This window comes from Saccharopolyspora antimicrobica, assembly GCF_003635025.1.
GTDB lineage: Bacteria > Actinomycetota > Actinomycetes > Mycobacteriales > Pseudonocardiaceae > Saccharopolyspora > Saccharopolyspora antimicrobica.
Genome location: NZ_RBXX01000002.1, coordinates 6,509,747 through 6,535,634 on the forward strand (window position 1 = coordinate 6,509,747; position 25,888 = coordinate 6,535,634).

22 protein-coding genes are annotated in these 25,888 nt (G+C 70.9%); 20 read left to right on the forward strand and 2 right to left on the reverse strand.

The features are described 5' to 3' along the window. Positions 1 to 117: 117 nt before the first annotated feature. The 8 genes from ATL45_RS30835 to metX all read left to right on the forward strand — a co-directional run bounded on the left by ATL45_RS30835 (position 118) and on the right by metX (position 9,524). Positions 118 to 1,596 carry an FAD-binding protein gene (locus ATL45_RS30835; protein ID WP_121505426.1) on the forward strand — a complete coding sequence of 493 codons (1,479 nt, stop codon included), beginning with the start codon at positions 118 to 120 and terminating at the stop codon, positions 1,594 to 1,596. Further along, entirely contained in the window at positions 1,593 to 2,693 is a 1,101-nt protein-coding gene (locus ATL45_RS30840) for a Gfo/Idh/MocA family oxidoreductase (RefSeq protein WP_121505427.1), read from the forward strand. Before ATL45_RS30835 ends, ATL45_RS30840 begins: the two co-directional genes overlap by 4 nt. Beyond that, a complete protein-coding gene (locus ATL45_RS30845; protein ID WP_246025649.1) occupies positions 2,693 to 3,880 on the forward strand; it encodes a hypothetical protein in 1,188 nt (395 codons plus the stop codon). The genes ATL45_RS30840 and ATL45_RS30845 overlap by 1 nt, the downstream gene beginning before the upstream one ends. A 133-nt stretch (positions 3,881 to 4,013) precedes the next feature. Then, on the forward strand, positions 4,014 to 5,324 hold the full coding sequence (locus ATL45_RS30850; RefSeq protein WP_439332504.1) for a UDP-glucose dehydrogenase family protein: 1,311 nt from the start codon (positions 4,014 to 4,016) through the stop codon (positions 5,322 to 5,324). A gap of 79 nt (positions 5,325 to 5,403) precedes the next feature. Beyond that, positions 5,404 to 6,807: a DHA2 family efflux MFS transporter permease subunit gene (locus tag ATL45_RS30855; RefSeq protein WP_093160676.1), complete on the forward strand. Its 1,404-nt coding sequence runs from the start codon at positions 5,404 to 5,406 to the stop codon at positions 6,805 to 6,807. A 63-nt stretch (positions 6,808 to 6,870) separates the two neighbouring features. Further along, on the forward strand, positions 6,871 to 6,933 hold the full coding sequence (locus tag ATL45_RS40290; protein WP_351116928.1) for a putative leader peptide: 63 nt from the start codon (positions 6,871 to 6,873) through the stop codon (positions 6,931 to 6,933). A 132-nt stretch (positions 6,934 to 7,065) separates the two neighbouring features. Then, positions 7,066 to 8,385, forward strand: coding sequence for a bifunctional o-acetylhomoserine/o-acetylserine sulfhydrylase (locus ATL45_RS30860; protein WP_093160679.1), 1,320 nt, complete (start codon positions 7,066 to 7,068; stop codon positions 8,383 to 8,385). Further along, complete coding sequence (metX, locus tag ATL45_RS30865) at positions 8,382 to 9,524, forward strand: homoserine O-acetyltransferase MetX (protein ID WP_093160682.1); 1,143 nt, start codon at positions 8,382 to 8,384, stop codon at positions 9,522 to 9,524. Before ATL45_RS30860 ends, metX begins: the two co-directional genes overlap by 4 nt. Before the next feature lie 46 nt (positions 9,525 to 9,570). On the opposite strand, the gene ATL45_RS30870 is transcribed toward metX, so the two are convergent. Next, the gene (locus ATL45_RS30870; protein WP_093160752.1) at positions 9,571 to 10,380 is read right to left on the reverse strand and encodes an alpha/beta fold hydrolase; all 810 of its coding nucleotides are present in this window, start codon (positions 10,378 to 10,380) and stop codon (positions 9,571 to 9,573) included. A gap of 122 nt (positions 10,381 to 10,502) precedes the next feature. Between ATL45_RS30870 and ATL45_RS30875 the strand changes: the two genes are divergently transcribed. After that, positions 10,503 to 11,912 (forward strand): GAF domain-containing protein, encoded by a 1,410-nt coding sequence (locus ATL45_RS30875; protein ID WP_093160684.1) that lies wholly within the window; start codon positions 10,503 to 10,505, stop codon positions 11,910 to 11,912. A gap of 7 nt (positions 11,913 to 11,919) precedes the next feature. On the opposite strand, the gene ATL45_RS30880 is transcribed toward ATL45_RS30875, so the two are convergent. Then, complete coding sequence (locus ATL45_RS30880) at positions 11,920 to 13,830, reverse strand: glycoside hydrolase family 84 protein (RefSeq protein ID WP_093160687.1); 1,911 nt, start codon at positions 13,828 to 13,830, stop codon at positions 11,920 to 11,922. Between the two features lie 253 nt (positions 13,831 to 14,083). Here ATL45_RS30880 and ATL45_RS30885 point away from each other — a divergent pair, with 253 nt between their 5' ends. The 11 genes from ATL45_RS30885 to ATL45_RS30935 all read left to right on the forward strand — a co-directional run bounded on the left by ATL45_RS30885 (position 14,084) and on the right by ATL45_RS30935 (position 25,851). After that, positions 14,084 to 15,028 carry a MetQ/NlpA family ABC transporter substrate-binding protein gene (locus tag ATL45_RS30885; protein WP_093160691.1) on the forward strand — a complete coding sequence of 315 codons (945 nt, stop codon included), beginning with the start codon at positions 14,084 to 14,086 and terminating at the stop codon, positions 15,026 to 15,028. Beyond that, entirely contained in the window at positions 15,025 to 16,053 is a 1,029-nt protein-coding gene (locus tag ATL45_RS30890) for a methionine ABC transporter ATP-binding protein (RefSeq protein ID WP_093160694.1), read from the forward strand. Before ATL45_RS30885 ends, ATL45_RS30890 begins: the two co-directional genes overlap by 4 nt. Further along, positions 16,050 to 16,709 carry a methionine ABC transporter permease gene (locus ATL45_RS30895; RefSeq protein WP_093160696.1) on the forward strand — a complete coding sequence of 220 codons (660 nt, stop codon included), beginning with the start codon at positions 16,050 to 16,052 and terminating at the stop codon, positions 16,707 to 16,709. Before ATL45_RS30890 ends, ATL45_RS30895 begins: the two co-directional genes overlap by 4 nt. Positions 16,710 to 16,861: 152 nt before the next feature. Continuing rightward, a complete protein-coding gene (locus ATL45_RS39100) occupies positions 16,862 to 17,089 on the forward strand; it encodes a hypothetical protein (RefSeq protein WP_170210400.1) in 228 nt (75 codons plus the stop codon). A gap of 52 nt (positions 17,090 to 17,141) precedes the next feature. Then, positions 17,142 to 18,158, forward strand: a complete 1,017-nt coding sequence (locus ATL45_RS30905) for a LacI family DNA-binding transcriptional regulator (RefSeq protein ID WP_093160699.1) — start codon at positions 17,142 to 17,144, stop codon at positions 18,156 to 18,158. Between the two features lie 103 nt (positions 18,159 to 18,261). Then, positions 18,262 to 19,572 (forward strand): ABC transporter substrate-binding protein, encoded by a 1,311-nt coding sequence (locus tag ATL45_RS30910; protein ID WP_246025650.1) that lies wholly within the window; start codon positions 18,262 to 18,264, stop codon positions 19,570 to 19,572. After that, positions 19,569 to 20,495 carry a carbohydrate ABC transporter permease gene (locus ATL45_RS30915; protein WP_093160702.1) on the forward strand — a complete coding sequence of 309 codons (927 nt, stop codon included), beginning with the start codon at positions 19,569 to 19,571 and terminating at the stop codon, positions 20,493 to 20,495. The genes ATL45_RS30910 and ATL45_RS30915 overlap by 4 nt, the downstream gene beginning before the upstream one ends. After that, on the forward strand, positions 20,488 to 21,327 hold the full coding sequence (locus ATL45_RS30920) for a carbohydrate ABC transporter permease (RefSeq protein ID WP_093160704.1): 840 nt from the start codon (positions 20,488 to 20,490) through the stop codon (positions 21,325 to 21,327). Before ATL45_RS30915 ends, ATL45_RS30920 begins: the two co-directional genes overlap by 8 nt. 221 nt (positions 21,328 to 21,548) lie before the next feature. Then, positions 21,549 to 23,492 (forward strand): cellulase family glycosylhydrolase, encoded by a 1,944-nt coding sequence (locus ATL45_RS30925; RefSeq protein WP_093160707.1) that lies wholly within the window; start codon positions 21,549 to 21,551, stop codon positions 23,490 to 23,492. Positions 23,493 to 23,547: 55 nt separating this feature from the next. Next, a complete protein-coding gene (locus tag ATL45_RS30930) occupies positions 23,548 to 24,282 on the forward strand; it encodes a dienelactone hydrolase family protein (RefSeq protein ID WP_093160709.1) in 735 nt (244 codons plus the stop codon). Positions 24,283 to 24,417: 135 nt separating this feature from the next. After that, positions 24,418 to 25,851 carry an MFS transporter gene (locus ATL45_RS30935; RefSeq protein WP_093160712.1) on the forward strand — a complete coding sequence of 478 codons (1,434 nt, stop codon included), beginning with the start codon at positions 24,418 to 24,420 and terminating at the stop codon, positions 25,849 to 25,851. Positions 25,852 to 25,888 lie beyond the last annotated feature (37 nt).

Genomic DNA, 25,888 nt, shown 5'->3' on the forward strand with positions numbered 1-25,888 from the left:
GTTTGTGCGCGCTGCGCATAGCTTTTCACCGAGTTCGCCAGCACGGTCGCGGGTCCGCCTCGACCGGCGGGAGGCGAACTCCTGCGGGGGCAGGGCCGATTCTCAGGGGAGTGGTGGATGCATAGCCGAAGGAAAGGCCAACGGCAGTGGCAGGTCGTCATCGTCGGTGCCGGCAATGCGGGTCTGTGCGCGGGTATCGCGGCGCTGCAGGCCGGGGCGGACTCGGTCGCGGTGCTCGACGCGGCACCCAGGGAGTTCCGCGGCGGGAACAGCTCGCTGACGCGGACCATGCGCTTCTCCTGGCGGGACCGCGCGTTCCTGGCCGGCCTGATGCGGGACCCGGACGACGCGCGGATCGCCGAACTCCCGGCCGACCCGGCGGGGTACTCCGACGAGGACTACCTGGCCGACTGGCTGCGGACGTCCGGCGACCAGGTGGACACCACGCTCATCGAGTCGATCATCCGCCGGTCCACCAGCGCGATCACCTGGATGCGCGGGTTCGGGCACCACTGGGTGCCGCGGCCGAACCCGCTTCCCGGTGACTTCCCGGTGGTCTTCGACGGCGGCGGCGAGGCGCTGCAGGCCCGCAACTTCGCGGAGTTCGAGCGCCTCGGCGGCACGGTCTGCTACGACAGCACGGCCACCGAGATCGAGAAGGTCTCCGGCGGGCGCTACCTGCTGCGCGGATCCGGCCCGGTGTTCCCGGTGGTCTGCGACGCGCTCGTGCTGGCCTCCGGCGGGTTCGAGGGCAGCGCGCGGATGCGCGAGCGGCACCTCGGCGCGCAGTGGCGCGAGGTGAAACTGCGCGGCGTGCCGTACAACAAGGGCGAACCGCTGGAGGCGGCCATCGCGCTCGGCGCGGACACGGCGGGCAACTGGCAGCAGACCCACACCACGCCGCAGGGCACCGCGCTGCCCGACTACATGATGCCGGGGCGGATGCGGGAGTCCCACGGCCTGACGCGCTACGCGTTCCCGCGCGGGATCGTGGTCAACCGGGACGGGCGCCGGTTCTTCGACGAGTCCGGCGACCACAGCCAGCTGAGCTACGTCTCGCTGGGCCAGCGGATCCTGGACCAGCCGGGGCAGATCGCCTTCCAGGTCTTCGACGGCAAGGTCGTCGAATCGGGCAAGCTGCCGCAGGGCTACCTCAGCGATCCGGCGTCGGTGATCACCCGGAGCATCGAGGAGGGCGCGCGGCGGCTGTCCATCGACGCCGGGAACCTCGCCGAGGAGGTCCGCAGGCTCAACAGCTCGGACACCGACTTCCTGCCCGCCGACCGCGATGACGCCGCGCGCGTCCCGAAGCGGCTGGACACCCCGCCGTTCCTGTTCGTCCCGGTGGTGTGCGGGCTGACGTTCACCTACGGCGGGCTGTCGGTGAGCACCAACGCCGAAGTGCGCGGCGACGGCAAACCGATCAGCGGCCTCTACGCCGCGGGGGTGATCGTCGGCGGGCTCTACGACCAGGGCTACCCGGGCGGCACCGGGCTCATGGCGGGTGCCGTGCTGGGCCGGGCGGCCGGGACCGCCGCCGCCAATCACGCGCTGAAGAACGGCGAGCGCGTCCGGGAACTGGGCAGGCTGGCATGAACATCGTGATCGTGGGCATCGGGATGATCGGCGCGCGCCACGTCGCCTGCTTCGGGAGGGCGGGTCATCGGATCACCACTGTGGACCGGAAGGAAGGAGCGGATCACGACCGGGTGGCCGATGTGCCCGCGCGGTCCGATGTGGACGCTTGGGTGGTGGCCACGCCGACAGCGACCCACCTGGCGGTGGTGTCGGAGATCCTGCGGTGCCAGCCGAACGCCCGGATATTGCTGGAGAAACCGGCCTGCTACCCGGCCGAGCTCGGCGACCTGGTAGACCTGGTCCGGCGGCACCCGCGCGCCCGGATCGTGGTCAACGACGTCTACGCGCACAGCCGGGTGGTGCGGCGGTTCGCGGAATCGGTGCACCGGGCCGCCGCGGGCGACCCGATCAGGAAGATCACCATCGAGTTCACCAAGAACCGAGTGCTGGACATCGCCAACGGCAGGTTCGTCGACACGCAGTACGGCGAGGCCGGCTACGAGTGCTTCCACATGCTGAGCATCCTGCGCGCGATCCTGCCGGCCGGGCACTACGAGCGGTACCTGCGGACGAACCCGGCGCTGGTGACACCGGAGATGCGGGTGCGCACGGCGGTTCCGGAGCTGCCGGAGGTGGAGCTCTACACCTCCTCCGGCGGGGCGATCGGGTTCGCCGGGCTGGCCGGGTTCGCGTTCTCCGCGAGCACCGCGAAGCGCTACCTGGCCCGGTCGATCATCCCGTTCAGCGCGGAGCTGCGGTACCGCTTCGCCGATGTCGAACTCGTCTCCGGCAAGCACGTGACGCTGGTCTTCGAACCGAGCTACGGCGTGGCCGCCGACTACAAGAACGAGCACACCGTGCACGTCCGGGACGCCGGCTCGCAGCAGCGGGTCACCGTCTCCGGGAACCACTTCGAGGAGGCGTTGCTGGCACAACTGGACTTCTTGTGCGGTGCCGACGAGGGCACCGCGGTGCTTCGGCTGGCCGAGCACCGGCTGATGGCCGCGCTCGGCCTGACCGCGGCGACCGGCAGCTTCGCCTGGCCGGTCGAACCCGAGTTGCAGGTCGGATTACCAGGAAACGGCGAGGAACTCGCCCGATTTGGGAGTGCGTGATGCAGAGCATCGAGGAGTACGCAAGGCTGCTGCGACTGGCCCCGGACATGGTCGGGGAAGTCATCGACAAGGCGGCGGGCCGGGAGCAGATCGCCGGCCGGATCAAGAACGACGACGAGGCCTACGAGCTGTTCGCGAAGGCGTGCCGGTTCGAGGCGCCGTTCGCCACCAGCTGGATCCACGGGCCCGGCGTGAACTCGCCGTACCTGTCGCTGGAACTCGCTGAGACGACGCTGGACGACGAGCGCTACCGGCGGCTGCTCGCCGAGAGCGTGCTGTCCACCTCGCCGTCGGTGCCCTACGACTACCGCGGTCTGGCCGCGGCCGAACTGGTGCGGATCGGCGTCGGCGACTTCGCCGGCGCGCTGGCCGAGGTGGTGGATTCCTACACCGCGCTGCCGATGCGCACCACCAAGGCCAAGATCGACGTGCCGACCGACGGCATCGACCACCTCTTCGACATCCCGGACACCGCCGAGGCCCGCATCGCCCTCATCCGCACCGCGAGCGAGCTGAAGACCGAGGAGAGCCGGTACCTGATCGCCAGCCGGATCCTCGGCCGCGGCGAGCGGGTGGCCGCCCCGGTCACGGAGGCCGAGCGGCTGATCGCCGAGGACGTCGGCTCCGACCTGATCGCCCCGGCGGACTACCTGGTGCCCTGGGACCAGGAGTTCCCCAGCCCGGCCGGTTCCGACCTGACGCTCGCCGAGTTGATGCGCATCGTGCTGCTGGGCCCGGAGTTCAAGCTCCCGGACGCCCGGATCCGGCCGGTGCTGGTCGACTTCTACCGATCGGTGCTGCGGATCAGCGGTCGCTCCATCATCGGCCTGGCCGCCGGGGTCTTCCACGTGGAGCACGGCACGATGTCGGATCCGTCCTTCTACTACCAGGGACGCGATTCCATCCTCGGCAAGGGCCTGGTGATCGACTGCGTCGGCGGCGCGATCCTGCAGCAGGGCACCTTCCTCGGCGGCGGTTTCATGCCGATCCTGATCCACACCCACAAGCACATCCGCAAGAGCGGCGAGGCCGGTGCCGCGGAGCGCAAGCGGGTGCTGCCGTGCGTCTTCGTGGCCGAGGCCGGTGCCCGGTTCCCGATGCACGCGGTCGGGCTGTTCGAAACCGTGGACTACCTGGAGAAGGACACCCCGTTCGAGGGGATCCGCGCGCTCCCGCACGGGGCGTAGCACCGCCGGCCCCGGCGTCCGGGGACCGGTGCGAGGACCAGTCAGCGCCCGGCTCCGGCCGGGCGGTGTTCGGCAGCGTCACGTCCGCGCCACCGGATTTCCCTGGTGGCGCGGACGGTTCGAAGCGAAGGGGATAAACGTGGTGAGTGGGGTCAAGATCGCGGTGATCGGCGCCGGTTACGTCGGCCTGACGACGGCGGCGTGCCTGACGTCGCTGGGGCACCGGGTGGTGTGCGCGGACATCGATCCGGCGAAGGTGCGGGCGCTGTCCCGGGGCGAGGTGACGATCCGGGAACCGGGGATGGCCGAGCTGGTGGGGGTCGGGCTGGCGGAGGGCCGCTTGCGGTTCGTGGTGGGGGCGGGCAAGGCGGCGCCGGGCGCCGAAGTGGTGTTCCTCTGCGTGCCGACGCCGATGGGACCGGACGGGGCGGCGAAGCTGGCCGCGCTGGAGGCCGCCGTTGCGGAGCTGAGGGATCCGCTACCTCCTGATTCGGTCGTGGTGAACAAATCGACCGTGCCGGTGGGCACGGCGGCCCGCGTCGGCGAGCTGCTCGGCAGGCCCGATGTCGCGGTGGCGTCCAACCCGGAGTTCCTGCGCGAGGGCAGCGCGGTGCACGACTTCCTGAACCCGGACCGGATCGTGATCGGTTCGGCCGACCTGGACGCCGCCAAGCGCGTCGCCGCGCTGTACGAGGCGCTCAACGCGCCCGTCCTGCTGACCGATCCGGCCAGCTCGGAGATGATCAAGTACGCGGCCAACTGCTACCTGGCGACCCGGCTGTCCTTCGTGAACTCGATCGCCGAGCTGTGCGAGCGGATGGGCGCCGACGTCAACGACGTCACCAGGGGGATGGGCTACGACCAGCGGATCGGCACCGCGTTCCTGCGGCCCGGCCCGGGCTGGGGCGGGTCGTGCTTCCCGAAGGACGCCCACGCGCTGCTGCGCTCGGCGGCGGTGATCGGCTCCGACTTCCCGCTGCTGCGCGCCGCGATCGACACCAACGCGCGGCAGCAGCGGCTGGTGGTGGGCAAGATCCGGCAGGCGGTGGGCGGCCGGCTGGCCGGCACCCGGGTCGGACTGCTCGGGCTGACGTTCAAGGCGGGCACCGACGACCTGCGCGACTCGCCCGCGCTGGCCATCGCCGAGCTGCTGGCCGCCGAGGGCGCCGAGCTGGTCGGCTACGACCCGAGCATGCCCGGCGCGGTGGCGGGGATCCGCGTGGTGGATTCGGCGTACGCGGCGGCGGCGGGCGCCTCGGCGCTGGTGCTGCTGACCGAGTGGCCGGAGTTCCGGGAACTGGACTGGGAGCGGATCGCCGGGCAGATCAGCGGCAGGTACGTCATCGACGCGCGCAACCACCTGGACCCGCTCGTCGTGCACCACGCCGGACTGCTCCACCAGTGCCTCGGCCAGCCCGCGCCGCAGCGCGCCCTGTCCAGGTGAGCCGGCGCCCGACCCCGGTGGCGTTCTTCTCCGGGGCCGGGCGGTCCCGCCTGCCGACCGCTTACCGACCGAGGTGATCATGCCCGTGCCGCACCGCCGATACCTGGTGCTGGGGATCTGCTGCTTCAGCCTGTTCCTGGTGTCGCTGGACACCACGATCGTGAACCTGGCGCTGCCCGAGATCGAGGACGAGCTGGACGCGCCGCTGCCCGGTCTGCAGTGGACGATCGATGCCTACACGGTGGTGCTGGCGTCGCTGCTGCTGCTCGCCGGTTCCGTCGCCGACCGATTCGGCCGCCGCCGCGTCTTCCGGCTCGGGCTGATCGTGTTCACCACCGCGTCCCTGCTGTGCGGCATCGCGCCCACCGTGGGCTGGCTCATCGGGTTCCGCGTCCTGCAGGCGATCGGCGCGTCGATGCTCAACCCGGTGGCGCTGTCGATCATCGTCAACACCTTCCCCGACGCGCGGGAGCGGGCCAGGGCCATCGGGATCTGGAGCAGCGTCGTCGGCCTGAGCATGGCGGTCGGCCCGGTGACCGGCGGTCTGCTGGTGGACAGCACCGGCTGGCGGTCGATCTTCTGGATCAACATCCCGGCGGGCATCGCCGCGCTGGTGCTCACCTCCCGGTTCGTGCCGGAATCCAGATCTCCCCGGCCGCGCCGCTTCGACCCGGCCGGGCAGCTGCTGGTCATCGTCGCGCTGGCGAGCCTGGTCTTCGGGATCATCGAGGGCCCGCACGTCGGCTGGACCGCGCCCGCGACGCTGGGCTGCTTCCTGCTCAGCGCTCTGGCGACCGTCGTCTTCGTGCGCCACGAGAAGCGCCGCGAGCAGCCGCTGCTGGACCTGCGGTTGTTCGCCAGCGCACCGATGTCTGGTGCGACGGTCATCGCGCTGTGCGGGTTCGCCGCGCTGTCCGGCTTCCTGTTCCTCAACTCCCTCTACCTGCAGGACGTGCGCGGTTTCTCCGCGCTGGAGGCCGGTTTGCTGACCCTGCCGATGGCCGCGCCGGCCATCCTGTGCGCGCCGGTGGCCGCACGGCTGATCGGTGCCCGCGGGCCCCGGATCCCGCTGGTGCTCAGCGGCGCGGGGATCGCGCTGAGCGGTGTGGTGCTCGCCGGTCTCGAAGACGACACGCCACTTCCGTGGCTGATCGCGGGTTATGCGCTGTTCGGGCTCGGTTTCGGCATGCTCAACGCCCCGGTCACCGCCACCGCGGTCGCCGGGCTGCCCGCCGCGCAAGCCGGGGTCGCCGCCGCCGTGGCCTCCACCAGCCGCCAGATCGGTGCCTCGCTCGGCGCCGCCGTCCTGCCCGCGGTGGTGGCCGTCCAGCTGGAGGAGACCGGGTTCGGCGAAGCCAGCCGCCCCGCGTGGTGGATCGTGGCGGGCTGCGGGCTGCTCATCGGCGTGATCGGGTCGTGCACCACCGGCAGATGGGGCAGGCGGACCGCCGAGACCACCGCCGCGGCGCTGGCCGCCGCGTGAGCCGGATTCCCGGATAGTGGACGGGGTTTCGCGCGCAGTGGGCTTCTCGCTAGTCTCCCGGGCGTGATCCGCTTGGTTGCCCGTCGCCACGTCGACCTCCTGCGCGTGACCGCTTCGGCGTGTTGATCCACCGCTGCGCGCGATGAGCGCAGTTCTCCTACCACCGGCGGCCTGACCGCCCGTCCCCGCGCGCCTGCGGTGCCGCACCGCAGGCGCGAGCGCGCATGCCCGCGCGATCCACGATCCAGGAGACATCCCGTGAGCTCTTCCACCGACCGTTCCGCGTGGTCCTTCGACACCCTCCAGGTGCACGCCGGGGCGGAACCCGACCCCACCACCGGGGCTCGCGCCGTGCCGATCTACCAGACCACCTCGTTCGTCTTCCGCGACACCGAGCACGCGGCGAACCTGTTCAACCTCAGCGAACCCGGCAACATCTACACCCGGATCAACAACCCCACCCAGGCAGTCCTGGAAGAGCGGGTGGCCGCGCTGGAAGGCGGCGTGGCGGCGGTGGCGCTGGCCTCCGGCCAGGCGGCCGAGACGCTGACCGTGCTCACCCTCGCGCAGGCGGGCGACCACCTGGTGGCCAGCTCAGCGCTGTACGGCGGCACCCACAACCTGTTCCGGCACACGCTGCCGAAGCTGGGCATCGAGGTCAGCTTCGTCGAGGACCCCGACGACATCGAGGCGTGGCGGGCCGCCGCGCGGCCGAACACCAAGCTGTTCTTCGGCGAAGCGCTGGGCAACCCGCGCTCGAACGTGCTCGACGTGCGGGCGGTGGCCGAGGTCGCGCACGAGGTCGGCGTGCCGCTGGTCGTCGACAACACGGTGACGACGCCGTTCCTGCTGCGCCCGATCGAGCACGGCGCGGACATCGTGGTGCACTCGGCGACGAAGTACCTGGGCGGGCACGGCGCGGCGGTCGGCGGCATCGTCGTGGACGGCGGCACCTTCGACTTCGGTGCGAACAGCGAGCGCTTCCCCGGTTTCGTCGAGCCGGACCCCAGCTACAACGGCCTGCAGTACTGGCCCGCCCTGGGCCACGGCGCGTTCGCGGCGAAGCTGCGGGTGCAGGGCCTGCGCGACATCGGCCCGGCCATCTCGCCGTTCAACGCCTTCCTGCTGCTGCAGGGCCTGGAGACGCTGTCGCTGCGCATCGAGCGGCACGTCAGCAACGCCCAGCAGCTCGCCGAGTGGCTGAGCTCCCGCGACGAGGTCGAAGCCGTGCACTACGCGGGACTTCCCAGCAGCGAGTGGTACGAGCTCGGTCAGCAGTACCTGCCGGGCGGGGCGGGCGCGATCGTCTCGTTCGAGCTGCGCGGCGGAGTCGACGCCGGGCGGGCGTTCGTCGACGGCGTGGAGCTGTTCAGCCACCTGGTGAACATCGGTGACGTGCGCAGCCTCATCGCGCACCCGGCGAGCACCACGCACAGCCAGCTCACCGAAGAGGACCAGCGGCTGGCCGGGGTGAGCCCGGGCCTGGTGCGGCTGTCGGTGGGCATCGAGGCGGTGGCCGATCTCCAGGCCGACCTGGAAGCCGGTTTCCGCGCGGCAAAGGCCGAGCTGGAGCGATGACCCGGACGCACGGTCGTCCGCCCGCCACCGGTGCGTGGCGGGCGGGCGACCCGGTCGGCCGGCGCAGCTGGTTCCGGCTGCCCGGACCGCTGGTGCTGGAGGCGGGAGGCGTTCTCCCGCAGGTGGAGCTCGCCTACGAGACCTGGGGAGAGCTCGACCCGGAGGCCTCCAACGCCGTGCTGGTGCTGCACGCGCTGACCGGCGACAGCCACGTGGCGGGACCGGCAGGCACCGGGCACCCCAGCGGCGGCTGGTGGGACGCGCTGGTCGGACCGGGGCGGGCGCTGGACACCGACCGCTGGTTCGTGATCGCGCCGAACGTCCTGGGCGGTTGCCAGGGGAGCACCGGACCGGCGTCCGCAGCGCCCGACGGGCGGCCGTGGGGCGGGCGGTTCCCGGCGATCACGGTGCGGGACGCGGTGCAGGCGGAAGCGCAGCTGGCCGACGCGCTCGGCATCCGGCGGTGGGCGGCGGTGCTCGGCGGCTCGTTCGGCGGGATGCGGGCGCTGGAGTGGGCCGCGGGCCACCCGGAGCGGGTGTCGGCGGCGCTGCTGCTGAGCTGCTGCGCGGTGGCCTCCGCGGAGCAGATCGCCTGGTCCGGGGCGCAGATCGAGGCGATCCGCAGCGATCCGGACTGGCTCGACGGCCACTACCACGACCTGCCCGACGGCCGCGGCCCGCACGCCGGGCTGGGAGTGGCCCGGCGGATCGCGCACATCACCTACCGCAGCCCGCACGAGCTGGAGCAGCGCTTCGGCACCGAGCACCAGGACGGCGAACACCCGTGGCGCGGCGGCAGATACGCCGTCGAGTCCTATTTGGACCATCACGCCGACAAGCTGGCGCGCCGGTTCGACGCGGCGAGCTACGTGGTGCTCGCGCGGGCGATGTCCGGCCACGACGTGGGACGTGGCCGGGGCGGGGTGGAAGCCGCGCTGCGCCGGATCGCGGCCCGCACCCTCGTCGCGGGCGTGGACAGCGACCGGCTGTTCCCGCTGGAGCAGCAGCGGCAGCTCGCCGAGTCGATCCCGGGCGCCGGGTTCGGCACGATCGCCTCGCCGCACGGCCACGACGGCTTCCTGATCGAAGCCGACCAGGTCGGCCGGCTGGTCGCCGACCTGCTGCCGAGCGGCCGTTGACCGGGGGACGGCCCGGGCCCCGAGGGGCGGAGCCCGGGCGGGGAGCTCAGGACCGGAGGAAGGAACCGAGCGTTTCGTTGAACGAGTCGGGTTCCTCGCTGAACGGGGCGTGACCGCTGCCGTCGAAGCGGGCGACCTTCGCCTGCGGCAGCTGTTCGGCCAGCCAGCGGTCGAGCTCGCCGGGGAAGACCTTGCTGCGCGCGCCGTACATCAGCAGCGTCGGAACGGTGACCTCGGGGAGCACCGGCCGCAGATCGGCGTAGGCCATGTCGTACCACACCGCGAGCGCTGCCGAGGACGGCGTCTTCGCGGTCTCGGCGTAGACGGCGTCGACCACCTCCACCGGCGGGGTTTCGGCGAAGCACGCGGCGATGAACGGCTTGACGACGCTGGGCCGGGCGTGCTGGAAACCTTGGGCGAAAACCGCGAGATCCACCGCGGAGTACCCGCCGAACAGCGGGTACTGCCAGTCGTCGGCGTCGAGGAAACGCGGCGACTGGTCGATGAAGGCCGCTGAGCGCAGCAACCCGCAACCGAACTGCTGGACGTAGGACAGGATGACCGCGGTGCCCATCGACCAGCCCACCAGGCACACATCGCGCAGCTCCAGGTACTGCAGCAGGTGCTGGACGTCGCGAGCGTACTGGGCGAGGGTGTGACCGTCATCGGTCTTCCCGGACAGGCCGTGCCCGCGCAGGTCGAGCGTGATCACGCGGTTCTGCGCGCTGAGCGCGGCGACGTTCTGCTCCCAGAACGTGCTGTTCATGGTCCATCCGTGGATGAGCACCACAGCCGGTCCCGAACCTCGGTCCTCGTAGTAGAGCGGCAAGCCGTCCGGCAGTTCCAGGTATGCCACGTCGTCCTCCAAGCGTCGGGCCTCAGATCGCACCGACTGTGCGGCATCGCTCCGGCACCGGCCAAGAGGTCCGCGCGCGTTGCACCGGCGTTGCAACCGGGGATACCTTTCTCGACCTCGACATGGATGAGACGACACGACGGCTGGCAGCCGCCCGCGAGAACGCGCTGAGCGGCGGCACCTCAGCGCGGGTACGCCCCGAGGTGCGCGCGTCGTGGGACCGCGCCCGCAAGAGGGGCGTGCACCCCGACCGGTCGCTCGCCCCGGTCGAGCCGACCGCGGACCTCGTCGGCGAGCTGACCCGGAAGCACCGATTGGCCGACGTCTGGCCGACGCTGCTGCGCACCATCGGCGACGCGGCCACCCAGCCCGGCCACCTGGTCTTCATCAGCGACCCGGCCGGGCGGCTGCTGCGGGTGGTGGGCGACCCGGCCACCAGGAGGAACGCCGAGCGAGCGCGCTTGGTCCCGGGCGCGCTGTGGAACGAGGAACAGGTCGGCACCAGCGGGGTGGGCACCGCGCTGGCGCTGGGGCGGCCGTTCCAGGTCCGCGGTCCGGAGCACTACCTGTCCGTGGCCGCGGACTTCAACTGCTCGGCCGCGCCGATCGTGGACCCGGTCACCGGCGAGACGGTCGGCACCATCGACGTGACCTACCCGGTCGCGTCGGCGAACGCGCTGGCCATGCCGTTGGTCGCGGCCGCAGCCAGGTTGGCCGGAGCGCAACTCGGCGAACAGACCCGGCAGCGCGACGACGAGGTCCGGGCGCGCTACGTCGATAACGTCCTGCGCCGCAGCGGGATCCGCAGCGCACTGGTCGGTGTGGACGGACGAATGCTGCACACGACGCCCGCGGGATGGCTCCTGCCGCAGTGGGCGGCGGGTCTGGGGGAGGACGGCCCGATGACGCTGCCGGACGGCCAGCGCGTGGTCGTCGAACGGCTTTCTCCGTCCGGGCCGTTCGCGGTGCACGGCGTTGACCACCCGGATCGCGACGGAGAGCTGCTGCGGGTGCAAGCGCTCGGCCGCGGTCGTGCCCTGGTGCACGTCGACGGCATGCCGCACGAACTCAGCTTGCGCCACAGCGAGCTCGTCGTGCTGCTGGCGGCTCACCCCGGAGGCATGAGCGCCGAGGAGATGGCCCGGCAGGCCTACGGACCCAACGGCAAGGCCGTCACCGTCCGCGCCGAGATGACCCGGCTGCGCCGCGTCCTCGGCTACCGGCTGCGCTCGGACCCCTACCGGCTGGCCGGCCGCGTCTCGGCGGACTTCCTCGAACTGGAGCGGAGTTTGGCCGAGCGCACCGGTGGCGAGGCTCTCGACTGCTACCCCGCTCCGCTGCTGCCCGCCTCGCGCGCGGCCGGGATCGAGGTCTTGCGCGACGGCCTGCACCTCCGGGTCCGGCGGAGGCTGATCTCGCACGGCGACGCGGACGCGATCGCCCGCTGGATCGCGTCACCGCACGGGCGCGACGACGTGTTCGTCCGGCGCATGGCGGCTGCGCCGGACGAACACGCGTCTCCGGGGGAGTGAACCCGGCTCAGCGCAGATCAGGCGCGCCGGCGATGAAGGTGTCCAGCACCCCGTCACCGACCTTGATCGGCCCCTCCGGGCGCGTTTCGCCGGGGATGGTGTGGATCTCGCCCGCCCGGCGCGCCAGCTCGGCGGCCTCGGCGAACGCCTTCTCCGCGGCGGCCTCGTCACCGTCCACCCGGGACTGCAGGCCGTTCAGGCTGGCCAGCAGCGCCGGGCCCCACAGGTCGGTGGCCTCCAGCCACGGCGCGGCATCGGCGACGAATCCCGGATCGACCGCGCCGTCGCGGATCCGCTGCGGTGCCGCGGCGATCAGCTCGGCGTAGGGCCGCAGGGCCTCGATCGCCGCGCCCTTGTCCTCGGCCCACTTCGCGTGGAACTCGTCGAGCCTGCGCGCGAGCTCCGGAGCCTGCGGCTGCCAGATCTCGCCCTCCAGGGTCGGCGAGAGGTGCTCCAGATCGAAGAAGGCCAGCAGCGCCTCGGTGGTCGCCGCGTCGCCACCTGCCAGGTAGCGGGCGGCCTCCCGCCACGCCCGGTTCGCGTCGTACCCGGTGTCGTTCCAGGAGAAGTCGGCCGCGCCGAACTCGGCGACCTTGCTCGCCGAGGCCTGGTTCATCGGGTTGAGCACGATGCCGGCCAGCTGCTCGTGCAGCCCGGACTCCCGCTCGGCGTACGGCGCGAGCAGCAGCCGCCCCGCCGTCGCGTGGAAGTCGTTGACCGGGTAGTTGTCCCACACGAACACCTTGCGGCCCCACACCTTGGCGGCCTCCTCGGCCTGCGGCACGGTGATCTCCGGCGGGACCACGCCGACGCCGGTCCACATCATCACCACCGCCGGGTCGAGCTGCTCGCGGATGGTCTTCTTGTACGGGCTGTCGGCGGTGTCGGAGTAGTCGGTGGGCACCGTCTGCAGCGGCTTCGCGCCCTCGTGGGTGTCGATGAACTCGCGCTGGATCCGGTTGAGCAGGTCCACCTGCGCCTGCCCCGCCGCCTGCTGCGACGGCGCGCCGTACTTCGCCTCGTCGCCGGCGCAGTGCCACTTGTTGTAGTCGATGTCGTCCAGCGGCAGCGAGAACGCGCGCACGCCCAGGTCGTACATCGCCTGCAGCTTGGCGATCAGCGCCTGCCAGTCCTGCTCGCTGGTGTAGCAGATGGACAGCCCGGGGGAGAGGGCGAAGGTGAACTTGACGTGGTGGGCGTCGCTCTGCGCGATCAGCTCGGAGAGCTCGGCGAGCTTGTCCGCCGGGTACGGGTCGCGCCACTGCTCCCGGTGGTAGGGGTCGTCCTTCGGCGCGTAGATGTAGGTGTTCATCTTCACGTCGCCGTAGAAGGCGAGCTGGTCCAGGCGCTCTTCGTGGGTCCACGGGCTGCCGAAGAAGCCTTCGATGGTGCCGCGCAGCGGCATCAGCGGGTGGTCGACGACGCCGGCCCCGGCGATCCCGTGGTCGCGCACCAGCTGGCGCAGCGTCTGCGCGGAGTAGTAGACGCCGTCGGAGTCGGCGCCGCCGAGCACGACCGCGCCGTCCTTGGCGGCCAGCGCGTAGCCCTCGGCGGGCAGGTCGGGCGGCACCTCGACGCCGGCGTCCTGGAGCCCGCGCGCGATGTCGTCGGTGGCGATGCCGCCGACCCGCACCACCAGCGGCGCGTCCGGCCGCTGGCCGGCGTCGACGACGTCCACCTCCTCGGCGCCCGCCCCGCGCAGCACCGCGACGAGCAGGTCGCGGGTCGGCTGGCTGACCTCGCGGTCGGCGACCACCGAAACCCGCTCGGGGACCGGCACGTCGTCGCCGAGCTGCACGACCTGCTGCGGCTGCGGGGTGATCTGGGGCAGCGGGGAGTCCGGGTCGGCGGTCGCCGGAGCGGCCGCGCCGGCCGCCAGCAGCGCGGCGCCGGCGAGGCCGAGAACGGAGCGGATCAACTCTCCTCCTCCAGGGTCGGGGGCGTCGCGGGCCAGGCCGTCGCAGCGGACAAACCGGTCGCGATCGTGGGACAACCCAACACCGCGTCAAATGGTCTGGACAATCCGCCGGATGGTTGATGATCGCGCTACCACAACCGGGGCCCGAACGGCAAATCGCGCCGTTTCTACCCAGATCTTGAAACGATTTCGGGCAGGCCGACCCGGTGCTGCAAGGTGTCCGCGAAGTGATCGACACCTGGAAGGGCCTGCCATGTCCGACAACGACGCCACTCCCGCCGATCTGGGACTGCCGGAGAAACCGCGCCGGCGCGGGGGTGCGGTGGCGGTGATCGCCGTCGTCCTGATCGCGGTGGTGGCCGCCGTGCTCTACGCGGTCAACTCCGGATCCGACGACACCGCCGCCGGGCGGACCAAGGTGCGCATCGGCGTCACCGACGCCAGCAAGGAGTACTGGAAGACCTACAAGGAGCTCGCCGCCGAGCAGGGCATCGACCTGGAGACGGTCAACTTCAGCGACTACCACCAGGCCAACCCGGCCCTGTCGCAGCGGCAGATCGACCTCAACCTCTTCCAGCACGTGCTGTTCCTGGCCAACTACGACGTGTCCAACGACGACACGCTCACGCCCATCGGCTCCAGCTACGTGGTGCCGCTGAGCCTGTACTCGCAGAAGCACACCGACGTCGCCGCCATCCCGCAGGGCGGCACCGTGGCGGTGCCCAACGACAAGACCAACCAGGCGCGCGCACTGCTGGTGCTCCAGCAGGCCGGGCTGATCAAGCTCAAGGGCGGCGGCACCGTGCTGTCCACCCCGGCCGACATCGACACCGCCGCGTCGAAGGTGACCGTGGTCCCGGTGGACGCCGCGCAGACCGTGGCCTCGCTGCCGTCGGTGGACGGGGCGATCGTGAACAACAACTTCGCCCTCGACGCCGACCTCGACCCGAGCGCGGCGCTGTTCGGCGACGACCCGAACAGCCCCGACTCGGCGCCCTACATCAACGTCTTCGTCACCCGCGCCGAGGACAAGGACAACCCGGTCTACCACAAGCTCGTGGAGCTCTACCGGGACAAGCGCGTCGCCGACCAGGTCCTCGCCGACTCCAAGGGCACCTCGGTCAGCGTCGACCGCACGCAGGCCGAGCTGGAGGGCATCCTGGCCGGGCTGACCGAGACCGTGCGGGGCGCGAAGTGACCCCGATCGTCGAGTTCCGGCAGGTCGGCAAGACCTTCGGCACCGGAGCGCGGTCGGTGACCGCGCTGACCGGGATCGACCTGTCCATCGAGGCCGGCGACGTGTTCGCGGTCATCGGCTACTCCGGAGCGGGCAAGAGCACCCTGGTCCGGCTGATCAACGCGCTGGAACCGGTGAGCTCCGGCAGCCTGCTGGTCGACGGCACCGACATCACCGGGCTGCCGGAGCGGCGGCTGCGCGAACTCCGCCGCGACATCGGCATGATCTTCCAGCAGTTCAACCTGATGCGCTCGCGGACGGTGTTCGGCAACGTCGCCTACCCGCTGAAGGTTGCGGGCTGGGACAAGGAGAGCAGGCAGCGGCGCGTCGCCGAGCTGCTGCACTTCGTCGGCATCGCCGACAAGGCGTGGAGCTACCCCGACCAGCTCTCCGGCGGCCAGAAGCAGCGGGTGGGCATCGCCCGCGCGCTGGCCACCAACCCGAAGATCCTGCTCGCCGACGAGTCCACCAGCGCGCTCGACCCGGAGACCACCGGTGAGGTGCTGCGGCTGCTCAAGCGCGTCAACACCGAGCTCGGCGTGACGATCGTGGTGATCACCCACGAGATGGAGGTGGTCCGCGAGATCGCCGACCGGGTGGCGGTGCTGGACTCCGGGCGCATCGTCGAGCAGGGCAGCGTGCTGGACGTCTTCGCCACGCCCAAGACCGAGACCGCCCGCCGGTTCGTGGAAACGGTGCTGCCCGACCGGCCCGGCGGCGAGCGCCTCGACCGGCTCCGGGCCCGGCACAGCGGACGGCTGATCACCGCGCACCTGCGCGACGACCGCCGCGTCGGTGCGGCGCTCTCCGAAGCGGTGAGCCGCCACCAGGTGCGCTTCGAGATCGTCGACGGCGGGCTCAAGGAGCTCGGCGGCGTGCAGCTGGGGCGGCTGACCCTGGAGCTGCTCGGCGCGGAGTCCGATGTGGACGCTGTGATCGCCGAGCTGCGCCGCACCACCGAGATCGAGGAGCTGACCGCGTCATGATCGACTGGGAGACCATCGGGCCGGTGCTGCTCACCTCGATCGGCCAGACCGTGTGGATGGTGCTGGCGACGATGCTGGTCGGCGGGCTGCTCGGCCTGCTGCTCGGCATCGCCCTCTACACCACCAGGGCGGGCGGGATCCTGGCCAACCGGCTGGTGTTCACGGTGCTCAACGTGCTGGTGAACATCATCCGGCCGATCCCGTTCATCATCTTCATCACCGCCATCGGGCCGCTGACCATCAAGGTCGTCGGCACCACGCTGGGCACCTCGGCGGCGACCTTCGCGCTGATCGTGGCGGCCACCTTCGGCATCTCCCGGATCGTGGAGCAGAACCTGGTCACCATCGACCCGGGCGTCATCGAGGCGGCCCGCGCGATGGGTGCGAGCCCGCTGCGGATCATCACCACGCTGCTGGTGCCGGAAGCGCTGGGGCCGCTGATCCTCGGCTACACCTTCGTCTTCGTCGCGGTGGTGGACATGACGGCGGTGGCCGGCGCGGTCGGCGGCGGCGGGCTCGGCGACTTCGCCATCAGCTACGGCTACCAGCGCTACGACTGGACCGTCACGGTGATCGCGGTGGTCATCATCATCGTGCTGGTGCAGGCCGCCCAGTACCTCGGGAACTGGTTGTCCCGCAAGGCGTTGCGGCGCTGAGGGGCGGCCAGGGGAGCAGACCGGATCACGATCGGCAAGGAGCGCTTCAGGCGGCGACGTGGCCCGCGAGCCGGTCGGCAGCGCTGTTGGGCTCCCGGCCGAGGAGCTCGGCCAGTCTCCGACGGCGGGTACGGATTGCCGGGGACGGCGGCATGCTGGCTCGTGTAGAGGGTCCGCTGGGCGCCTGCGGCGACGACGGCCTCGGTGGCATTGCGATGCAGGCCGACCAGGTCGGCGCGCGGGTCATTGCCCGACACCAGGAGCACCTGTTCCGCACCGCGGGCACCGGCCCGCCGCTGGCCGACGATGACAGCGACCCGCCCTTGATGCGGCGAACGACCATCGGACTGATCGAGTGCGGTTGCAGGGCCGCCAGCTAGCATTGCTCGCCGGAATCCGGCGGCTCTGGCGAGGCGTGGGGAGGAGACCGGGGTGAAGCGGCCGACGATCATCGACATCGCCCGCGAGGTCGGTGTTTCCAAGGCCGCGGTCTCCTACGCGCTCAACGGTCGCGGTGGGGTGTCCCCGCAGACCCGCGAGCGCATCCTCGAAGTCGCCGCTTCGCTCGGCTGGCGGGCCAGCAGTGCCGCGCGTGCGCTCTCCAGCGACCGGGCGGCCAGCGTGGGCATCGTGCTGGCCCGCTCGCCCGAAGTGCTGCACACCGAGCCGTTCTTCATGCAGATGGTCGCCGGGCTGGAGCAGACGCTCTCCGAGCACGGGGTGTCGCTCCAGCTCGCGCTGGTGTCCGACACCGCGACGGAACTGGCGACCTACCAGCGGTGGTGGGCCGAGCGGCGCGTGGACGGCGTGGTGGTGACCGATCTGCGGGCCGCGGACCCGCGCCCGCGGCTGCTGCGCGAGCTGGGCACTCCCACGGTGTTCTTCGGCACCGCGGAGACGATGCCCGGCAGCTCGGTGCTGCTGGTCAACGAGAACGACGTCGCGCGAACGGCTCTCGCGCACCTGGCCGGACTCGGCCATCGGCGCATCGGCCACGTGCAGGGGCCGCGCAGCCTGCAGCACACCGTGCGCCGCGAGGAAGCGCTGCGCGCCGCCGCGCGGGAGTACGACGGCGTCGTGCTCAGCCGGGCATCCGGCGACTACACCGAGGAAAGCGGGATGCGGGCCACCCGGCGGCTGCTCGCCGCCCGCGACCGGCCGACCGCGATCGTCTACGACAACGACGTGATGGCGGTGGCCGCGGTGGCGGGCGCGGACGAACTCGGCGTCGCGGTGCCCGCTGAGCTCTCGGTGCTGGCGTGGGACGACTCGATGCTGTGCCGCGTGGTGCGCCCGGCGGTGACCGCGTTCGCGCACGGAGTGGCCAAGGACGCCGCGACCGCCGCGCGGATGCTGCTGGAACTGGTGGAAACGGGTGCGGTCGAGGAGCGCGAGCTGTCGTCCCGGCGGCTCGTGCCGCGGGCCAGCACAGCTGCGCCCGGAAGTTAACGACACGGTAACGGCGGTTTTCGACTCTTCTGATTAACCGGTTAAGTCCCTAGCTTGATCGGCGGGTCCAACGACGGGCCCGACAAGCACGAGGAGTCGTTTCGTGGACAAACGCTCGCTCGCGGCGGTGTCGTTGATCGCGACGCTGATCACCGCCATGCTCACCGGCTGCGCACCACCGGCCGAGAACTCCCACCGCATCACCTACTGGGCCAGCAACCAGGGCAAGAGCTCCGAACAGGACCTGCGCATCCTCGGCGCGGAACTGGCCAAGTTCACCGAGCGCACCGGGATCGAGGTCGACGTCGAGGTCATCGGCTGGTCCGACCTGCTCAACCGGATCCTCGGCGCGGCGACCTCCGGAGTGGCCCCGGACGTGGTGAACCTCGGCAACACCTGGGCCGCCTCGCTGCAGGCGACCGGCGCGTTCGTGCCCTTCGACGATCCGCTGATGGACCGCTTCGGCGGCCGGGACCGCTTCCTGGACAGCAGCATGAGCTCCACCGGCATGCCCGGCCGGGCGCCGTCGTCGCTGCCGCTGTACGGGTTGTCCTACGGCCTGTTCTACGACAAGGCGCGCTTCGCCGAAGCCGGCATCGACCCGCCGCGCGACTGGCAGGAGTTCCTCGTCGCCGCCAAGCGGCTGACCGATCCGGCGCGCGACCGCTGGGGCCTGACCATCGCAGGCGCCAGCTACACCGAGAACGCGCACTTCGCGTTCATGTTCGGCCGCCAGCAGGGCACCCACCTGATCGATGAGCGCGGCAACGCCACCTTCACCTCACCGGAAGCGGTCGCCGCGGTGCAGCAGTACGTCGACCTGATGGGCGCCGAAGGAGTGGTGAGCCCGGACGATGCCGAGGAGGGCAACGCATCGGGCGCCGCGTCGAACTTCACCAACGGCAGGGCCGCGATGCTCATCGCGCAGAACAGCGTCATCCCGACGCTGCAGGAGAACGGCATGCCCGATGAGGCTTACGGCGTCGTGCCGCTGCCGGTGCCGGATCCGCTGCCGCCGGGCGGGCGCGCGGTGCGCAGCCACGTCGCCGGGTCGAACGTCGCGGTCTTCGCCGACAGCCCGCGCCGCGAGCAGGCCCTGGCGCTGGTGGAGTTCCTGACCAGCGCCGAGGAGCAGGCGATCCTCAACGACCAGTACGGCACGCTGCCGGTCGTCGAGGACGCCTACGGCCATCCCGCGTTCCACACGCCGAAGAACCAGGTCTTCCGCGAAGTGCTGGCCACCGGCTCGGAAACGGTGCCGATGATCCCCAACGAGGCGCACTTCGAGACGACCGTCGGAGCCGCGATGCGCGACCTGTTCGCCGAGATCGCCACCGGTCGGCAGGTCGGTGCGGCGGAGGTGCGCGAAGCGCTGTCCGACGCCGAGCAGAAGATGCGGGGGAGCGGCGGATGACGACTCCTGCCGAACGTCGCAAGTGGACGCCCAGCAGGCGGGCGCTGCCTTACCTGCTGCTGGCACCCGCGCTGGCCTTCGAACTGCTGGTGCACCTGGTGCCGATGCTGGGCGGGCTGTGGATGAGCGTGCTGGAGCTGACCCAGTTCCACGTGCGCAACTGGATCCGGGCCCCGTTCGCGGGGCTGGACAACTACCGGTTCGCGATCGACTTCAACGGGGCGGTCGGGGCCGAGCTGCTGCACTCGTTCCTGATCACCTGCGCCTTCGCGGTGCTGACGGTCGCGATCTCCTGGGCGCTGGGCATGTTCGCCGCCACGCTGCTCCAGCGGTCCTTCCCCGGCCGCGCGGTGCTGCGCGCGCTGTTCCTGGTGCCCTACGCGCTGCCGGTCTACACCGCGGTGCTGATCTGGAAGTTCATGCTGGACCGCAGCGACGGCATGGTGAACACCGTGCTCGCCGACCTCGGCCTCGGTGGCGGCACGTTCTGGCTGCTGGGCGACAACGCGTTCCTCAGCCTGGTGATCACCGCGGTGTGGCGGCTGTGGCCGTTCGCGTTCCTGGCGCTGATGGCCGGCATGCAGTCCATCCCGTCCGACGTGCACGAATCGGCCACAGTGGATGGTGCGGGACCGTGGCAGCAGTTCCGCTCGATCACGGTGCCGATGCTGCGCCCGGTCAACCAGGTCCTCGTGCTCGTGCTCTTCCTGTGGACGTTCAACGACTTCAACGTGGCCTACCTGCTGTTCGACAAGTCGGTGCCGGGCGCGGCGAACCTGCTGTCCATCCACATCTACAGCAGCTCGTTCCTCACCTGGAACTTCGGCCTGGGCTCGGCGATGTCCGCGCTGCTGCTGCTGTTCCTGCTGGTGGTCACCGCCGGGTACCTGGCGTTCACGTCGCGGAGGATGAAGGATGTCTGAGCCTCGCTGGTTCCGCGTCCTGCGGGTGGTGGGGCTGACCGGCCTCGCGCTGTTCGTGCTCGTCCCGCTCTACGTCATGGTCACCTCGGCGGTCAAACCGCTGTCCCGGGTGCAGGACCGGTTCGAATGGCTGCCCGGCGAGATCACCTTCCAGCCGTTCGTGGACATGTGGTCCACCGTCCCGCTGGCCACCTACTTCCGCAACAGCGTCGTGGTGGCCGCGGGCGCGGCGGTGCTGTCGGTGGCGATCGCGGTGCTCGCCGCCTACGCGATCAGCCGGTACCGGTTCCGCGGGCGGGACACCTTCCGCATCGTCGTGCTCTCCACCCAGATGTTCCCCGGCATCCTGTTCCTGCTGCCGCTGTACCTGATCTACGCCACGATCGGGCAGGTGACCGGCATCGCGCTGCACGGCAGCCAGGTGGGTCTGATCATCACCTACCTGACGTTCTCGCTGCCGTTCTCCACCTGGATGCTGGTCGGTTACTTCGACTCCATCCCGCGCGATCTCGACGAGGCGGCGCTGATCGACGGCGCGGGCCCGGTGGGCGCGCTGGTGCGGGTCGTGCTGCCCGCCGCGCGGCCGGGCATCGCGGCGGTGGGCATCTACTCGTTCATGACCGCCTGGGGCGAGACGCTGTTCGCCTCGATCATGACCGACTCGGGATCGCGCACCCTGGCCGTCGGGCTGCGGGAGTACTCCACGCAGTCCTCGGTGTACTGGAACGAGGTGATGGCCGCCTCGCTGGTGGTCAGCATCCCGGTGGTCGTCGGTTTCCTGTTCCTGCAGCGCTACCTCGCGCAGGGGCTCACCGCAGGTGCGGTCAAGTGACTTCCGCAGAGGTTGTTTCAGTATGCGGCGAAGCCGCATGCGGTGTGGGTCTCAGCTTGCACCGCCGCGGGTTCTCAGACGTCTTCTCGCGAGGACAGCCCCAGCGTGTCGTATTGGCACATACATGAGTCGGGGATCCCGGAGTGAGAAGGCGTCTGAGGTTCCGCTACCCGCACCGCTGCGCGAGCCATTCTGAAATCGTTCTTTGGAAAGGGGATTCGATGCGACGCAACTCGGCCAAGCTGGTGATCGACGGCACACCTCAGGTGTGGCTCGGGGCGAACTTCTGGTCCCGCACCGGCGGTCCGCTGATGTGGCGCGACTACTCGCCGGAGGTGGTGCGCGAGGAGCTGCGGGTGCTGTTCGACCACGGCCTGCGGCAGACCCGCTCGTTCTTCTACTGGCCGGACTTCATGCCCGCGCCCGACCGCATCGACGAGGAGAAGACCGGGCACTTCGCCGACTTCCTCGACGCGCACCGCGAGATCGGGATGACCTCCATCCCGACCTTCATCGTCGGCCACATGTCCGGTGACAACTGGGACCCGGCCTGGCGCGGCGGCCGGGACCTCTACGCCGACGTGTGGCTGGTGTCCCGGCAGGCGTGGTTCGTCCAGCGGATGACCGAGCGCTTCGCCGCGCACCCGGCCGTGGCCGGGTGGCTGATCAGCAACGAGATGCCGATCTACGGCCGGCTGCGGCACGAGCCGAAAGCGCCGGCCGAGCAGGTCAACGCCTGGGCGCAGCTCATGGTGCAGGCGGTGCGCGCCGGCGGCGGGCACCAGCCGGTGTCGCTGGGCGACGGCGCCTGGGGGATCGAGGTGACCGGCACCGACAACGGGTTCTCGGTGCGCGACACCGGAGAGCTGGTCGACTTCGTCGGGCCGCACGTGTACCGGATCGACAGCGACCCGGTGCGCCAGCACCTCAACGCGGCGTTCATCTGCGAGCTGTCCGCGGTGGCCGGGAAACCGGTGGTGCTGGAGGAGTTCGGGCTCTCCAGCGACCAGGTCTCCGCGGCCAACGCCGGGCACTACTACCGGCAGACCCTGCACAACTCGCTGCTGGCCGGGGCCACCGGGTGGATCGCCTGGAACAACACCGACTACGACGACCTCGTCGAGCAGGGCCCGTACTCGCACCACCCGTTCGAGATGCACTTCGGGATCACCGACCGCGCCGGGAACCCGAAGCCGCCGCTGCACGAGCTCGCCGAGTTCGCCCGCGTCCTGTCCGAAGTGGACTTCGCCGGGTGCGAGCGGCCCGACGCGCAGGCCGCGCTGGTGGTCACCGAGTACCTGGAGCGCGGCTACCCGTTCAGCCAGGACGACGACCGCCCGCTGATCTTCACCTCGCTGCAGCAGGCGCACGTGGCGGCGCGCGAGGCCGACCTGCCGGTCGGCTTCACCCGGGAACGCGACGGGATCGACCCCGACTGCTCGCTCTACCTGCTGCCCTGCGTGAAGCAGATCCAGGGCCCCACCTGGCAGCGGCTGCGGGACCGCGTCGCCGACGGCGCGCTGCTGTACCTGTCCTACACGGCGGGCGAGGTGGGCCACCACCGGCAGCCGTGGATCCCGTACTTCGACGAGACCTTCGGCGTCGAGAAGCAGCTCACCTACGGCGTGGTGGACGAAGTGACCGACGAGGTGGTGGAGATGACCTTCGCCGAGGACTTCGGCGACATCACCGCCGGCGAGGTGCTGCGCTTCCGGGTCGGCGGCAACGAGCACAGCCGCGCCTACCTGCCGGTGCGGCCGCGCGGCGCCAAGGTGGTGGCCACCGACGCGCACGGACGCCCGGCCCTGCTCCGGCACCCGACGGGCAGCGGCGAAGCGGTGCTGTGCACCTACCCGGTCGAGCACTTCGCGGCCCGGAACTCGCGCGTCAACCCGGAGGACACCCACCGGCTCTACTCGGCGCTGGCCGGCATCGCCGGGATCGGCAGGACGATCGCGGTCGACGATCCGCGGGTGTTCGCCGACGCGCTGGTGCACCGGGACGGACGTGTCTTCGCCTGGCTGGTCAGCCAGCACGACCACGAAGTCCCGGTCGTTCCCACCGCACCGGGACGTTCGGTCCACGACCTCGACACCGGGGAGGAGCTCACCGAGGTGGTGCTGCCCGCCTACGGCGTGCGCGTGGTCGAGCTGAAGACGCGCTGAGCGGGGTTGGGGCATGCTGGTCGGGTCTTGATCGCCGACCCGCCGGAGGAATCCCATGCCCACGACCCCGGTCGAACTCACCGCGCGCAGCAGCGCCCTCGGCGGTTCGCGCAAACTGACCGGTCACCTCGCGCAGCCCGCGGGTTCTGGGCCGTGGCCCGGCGTCGTGGTCGTCCACGAGGCGTTCGGGGTGGACGAGGTCATGCTGCGCCAGACCGAGCGCATGGCCGAGGCGGGTTACCTGGCGCTGCTGCCCGACCTGTACACCGACGGAGGTGCGCGGCGCTGCCTGGTGCCGACCATGCGCGCCGCGCTCTCCGGTCGCGGACGCGCCTACGCCGACCTGGACGCCGCGCGGGAAGCCCTGGTGGAGCGGCCCGACTGCACCGGAAAGGTCGGCCTCATCGGGTTCTGCATGGGCGGCGCCTTCGCGCTGGTCGCCGCCGGGCTCGGCAAGTTCGACGTCGCCTCGGCCAACTACGGGCAGCTGCCGAAGGACATCGACCGCGCGCTGGCCGACGCCTGCCCGGTGGTGGGCAGCTACGGCGGCCGGGACGGGATGCTGAAGGGCGCCGCGTCGAAGCTGGACGCGGCGCTGGAGCGGGCCGGTGTGCCGCGCGACGTCAAGGAGTACCCGGACGCCGGGCACTCGTTCCTCAACGACGCCGAGAGCGGGCCCCGGGTGATGCGGCCGCTGCTGCGGATCACCGGCGCCGGACCGCACCCGGAATCCGCCGCCGACGCCTGGCGGCGCATCGAGGCGTTCTTCGCCGAGCACCTGAGCGCTTGACGGGCGGGTTTCGGCGAGGTTAATGTCTCGCCTCAACGACAGGCATAGACGAAGAGCCACTGTCAGCGGACTTCGTCGTGCCTTCGTCTCGTCGGATCGCTGCCAGCGGCCTTCTCTTCCGAGAGGTGGCGATCCATGGCCTCACCTTCGAACCCGGCAGCGGAGACGATCTCCGGCGTCCCGCACGTGGTGGCGTTGATCAACAAGCTGGAGCGGCTGCCCGGCAAGGCGAACCTGCTGTGGTACCTGATCCTGGGCGGGCTTTTCCTCGACGCGTACTCCAACGCCGCGCTGGGCGCCGGGCTCTCGCCGATGGTCTCCGAGCTCGGCCTCACCGCGACCCAGGTCGGGCTGCTCACCGCGACCGCACCGGCCATCGCGATCGTGTTCAACCCGATCGGCGGCTGGCTGGCCGCCCGCATCGGCCGGGTCAAACCGCTGCTGCTGGCCAAGGTCGTCGCCGTGGCGGGCGCCCTGCTGACCGCCTACGCGGGCACCTTCGAAACCGTGTGGTGCGGCCGCGCGCTGGTGGGCATCGCCTACGGCATCGACTTCGCGGTCGCGATGGCGATGCTCGCCGAGTACACGCCCACCAAGCTCAAGGGACGCCTGAACCTCTGGCAGTGCGTCTGGTACATCGCCACCACCACGAACCTGGCGCTGACGCTGGTGTTCTTCAAGTTCGGCATCGGCACCGAGATCTGGCGCTACTCGGTCGGCTCCGCCGCGGTGTTCGCCGGCGTGCTGCTGATCCTGCAGCTGCTGTTCCTGGTGGAGAGCCCGGCCTGGCTGGCCTCGCAGGGCAGGCTCGCCGACGCCGCCAAGTGCCTGCACCGCATCTACGGCTTCAACGTCGTCGCCGGTGAGCGCACCGAGACGCGGACCGAGCAGCCCGCCATCGGGTTCCGGCACACCGGCGTGCTGTTCCGCAAGCCCTACCTGGCGCGGACGATGCTGTCCACGATGATCTCGCTGACCCAGTCGATGCAGTACTTCGCCATCGGCTGGTACCTACCGGTGATCAGCCTGGCGATCTTCGGCGACCAGTTCGAGACCGCCACCATCGGCTCGATGGTGTTCAACGCGGCGGGCATCATCGGCGGCGCGGTCTCGGCCTACATCGGCCGCCGGATGGGCCTGCGGCTGAGCTCCGCGGTCGGCTACGCGATGGCCTTCGTGCTGCTGCTGACGCTCGGACTGGGCTTCGGGAACCTGCCGACGCTGCTGTCCTTCGCGGTGCCGTTCCTGTTCATCTTCTTCCACTCCGCGGGGCCCGGCGCCAACGGCAAGTCCATCGCCGCGCTGTCCTACCGCAGCGACATCCGCACCCTGGGCACCGGGATCACCGGCATGCTGGGCAGCTTCGGCAGCGTGATCGGCCTGTACATCTTCCCGCTGATCAAGGAGTCGATGGGCCTCGGAGCGACGATCGCGCTGCTGTCCGCCGTGCCGCTGCTGGGCCTGATCACCTGCCTGATCATCAAGTGGGACCCGACCCGCAGCAGCATCGACCCGGACGAAGAGGTCATCGACCTCAAGCCGCGCGCGCTCGCGGGAAGACCGGTCTGACGAACTCGTTTTGCGTGGCGGTGCGGGTGGCGGAACC

Excerpts from the sequence above, each read along its gene's own strand:
- ATL45_RS30835 (WP_121505426.1), top strand. The coding sequence starts at position 118 with ATGCATAGCCGAAGGAAAGGCCAACGGCAGTGGCAGGTCGTCATCGTC.
- ATL45_RS30840 (WP_121505427.1), top strand. The coding sequence starts at position 1,593 with ATGAACATCGTGATCGTGGGCATCGGGATGATCGGCGCGCGCCACGTC.
- ATL45_RS30845 (WP_246025649.1), top strand. The coding sequence starts at position 2,693 with ATGCAGAGCATCGAGGAGTACGCAAGGCTGCTGCGACTGGCCCCGGAC.
- ATL45_RS30855 (WP_093160676.1), top strand. The coding sequence starts at position 5,404 with ATGCCCGTGCCGCACCGCCGATACCTGGTGCTGGGGATCTGCTGCTTC.
- metX (WP_093160682.1), top strand. The coding sequence starts at position 8,382 with ATGACCCGGACGCACGGTCGTCCGCCCGCCACCGGTGCGTGGCGGGCG.
- ATL45_RS30875 (WP_093160684.1), top strand. The coding sequence starts at position 10,503 with ATGGATGAGACGACACGACGGCTGGCAGCCGCCCGCGAGAACGCGCTG.
- ATL45_RS30885 (WP_093160691.1), top strand. The coding sequence starts at position 14,084 with ATGTCCGACAACGACGCCACTCCCGCCGATCTGGGACTGCCGGAGAAA.
- ATL45_RS30895 (WP_093160696.1), top strand. The coding sequence starts at position 16,050 with ATGATCGACTGGGAGACCATCGGGCCGGTGCTGCTCACCTCGATCGGC.
- ATL45_RS39100 (WP_170210400.1), top strand. The coding sequence starts at position 16,862 with ATGCTGGCTCGTGTAGAGGGTCCGCTGGGCGCCTGCGGCGACGACGGC.
- ATL45_RS30915 (WP_093160702.1), top strand. The coding sequence starts at position 19,569 with ATGACGACTCCTGCCGAACGTCGCAAGTGGACGCCCAGCAGGCGGGCG.
- ATL45_RS30920 (WP_093160704.1), top strand. The coding sequence starts at position 20,488 with ATGTCTGAGCCTCGCTGGTTCCGCGTCCTGCGGGTGGTGGGGCTGACC.
- ATL45_RS30925 (WP_093160707.1), top strand. The coding sequence starts at position 21,549 with ATGCGACGCAACTCGGCCAAGCTGGTGATCGACGGCACACCTCAGGTG.
- ATL45_RS30930 (WP_093160709.1), top strand. The coding sequence starts at position 23,548 with ATGCCCACGACCCCGGTCGAACTCACCGCGCGCAGCAGCGCCCTCGGC.
- ATL45_RS30935 (WP_093160712.1), top strand. The coding sequence starts at position 24,418 with ATGGCCTCACCTTCGAACCCGGCAGCGGAGACGATCTCCGGCGTCCCG.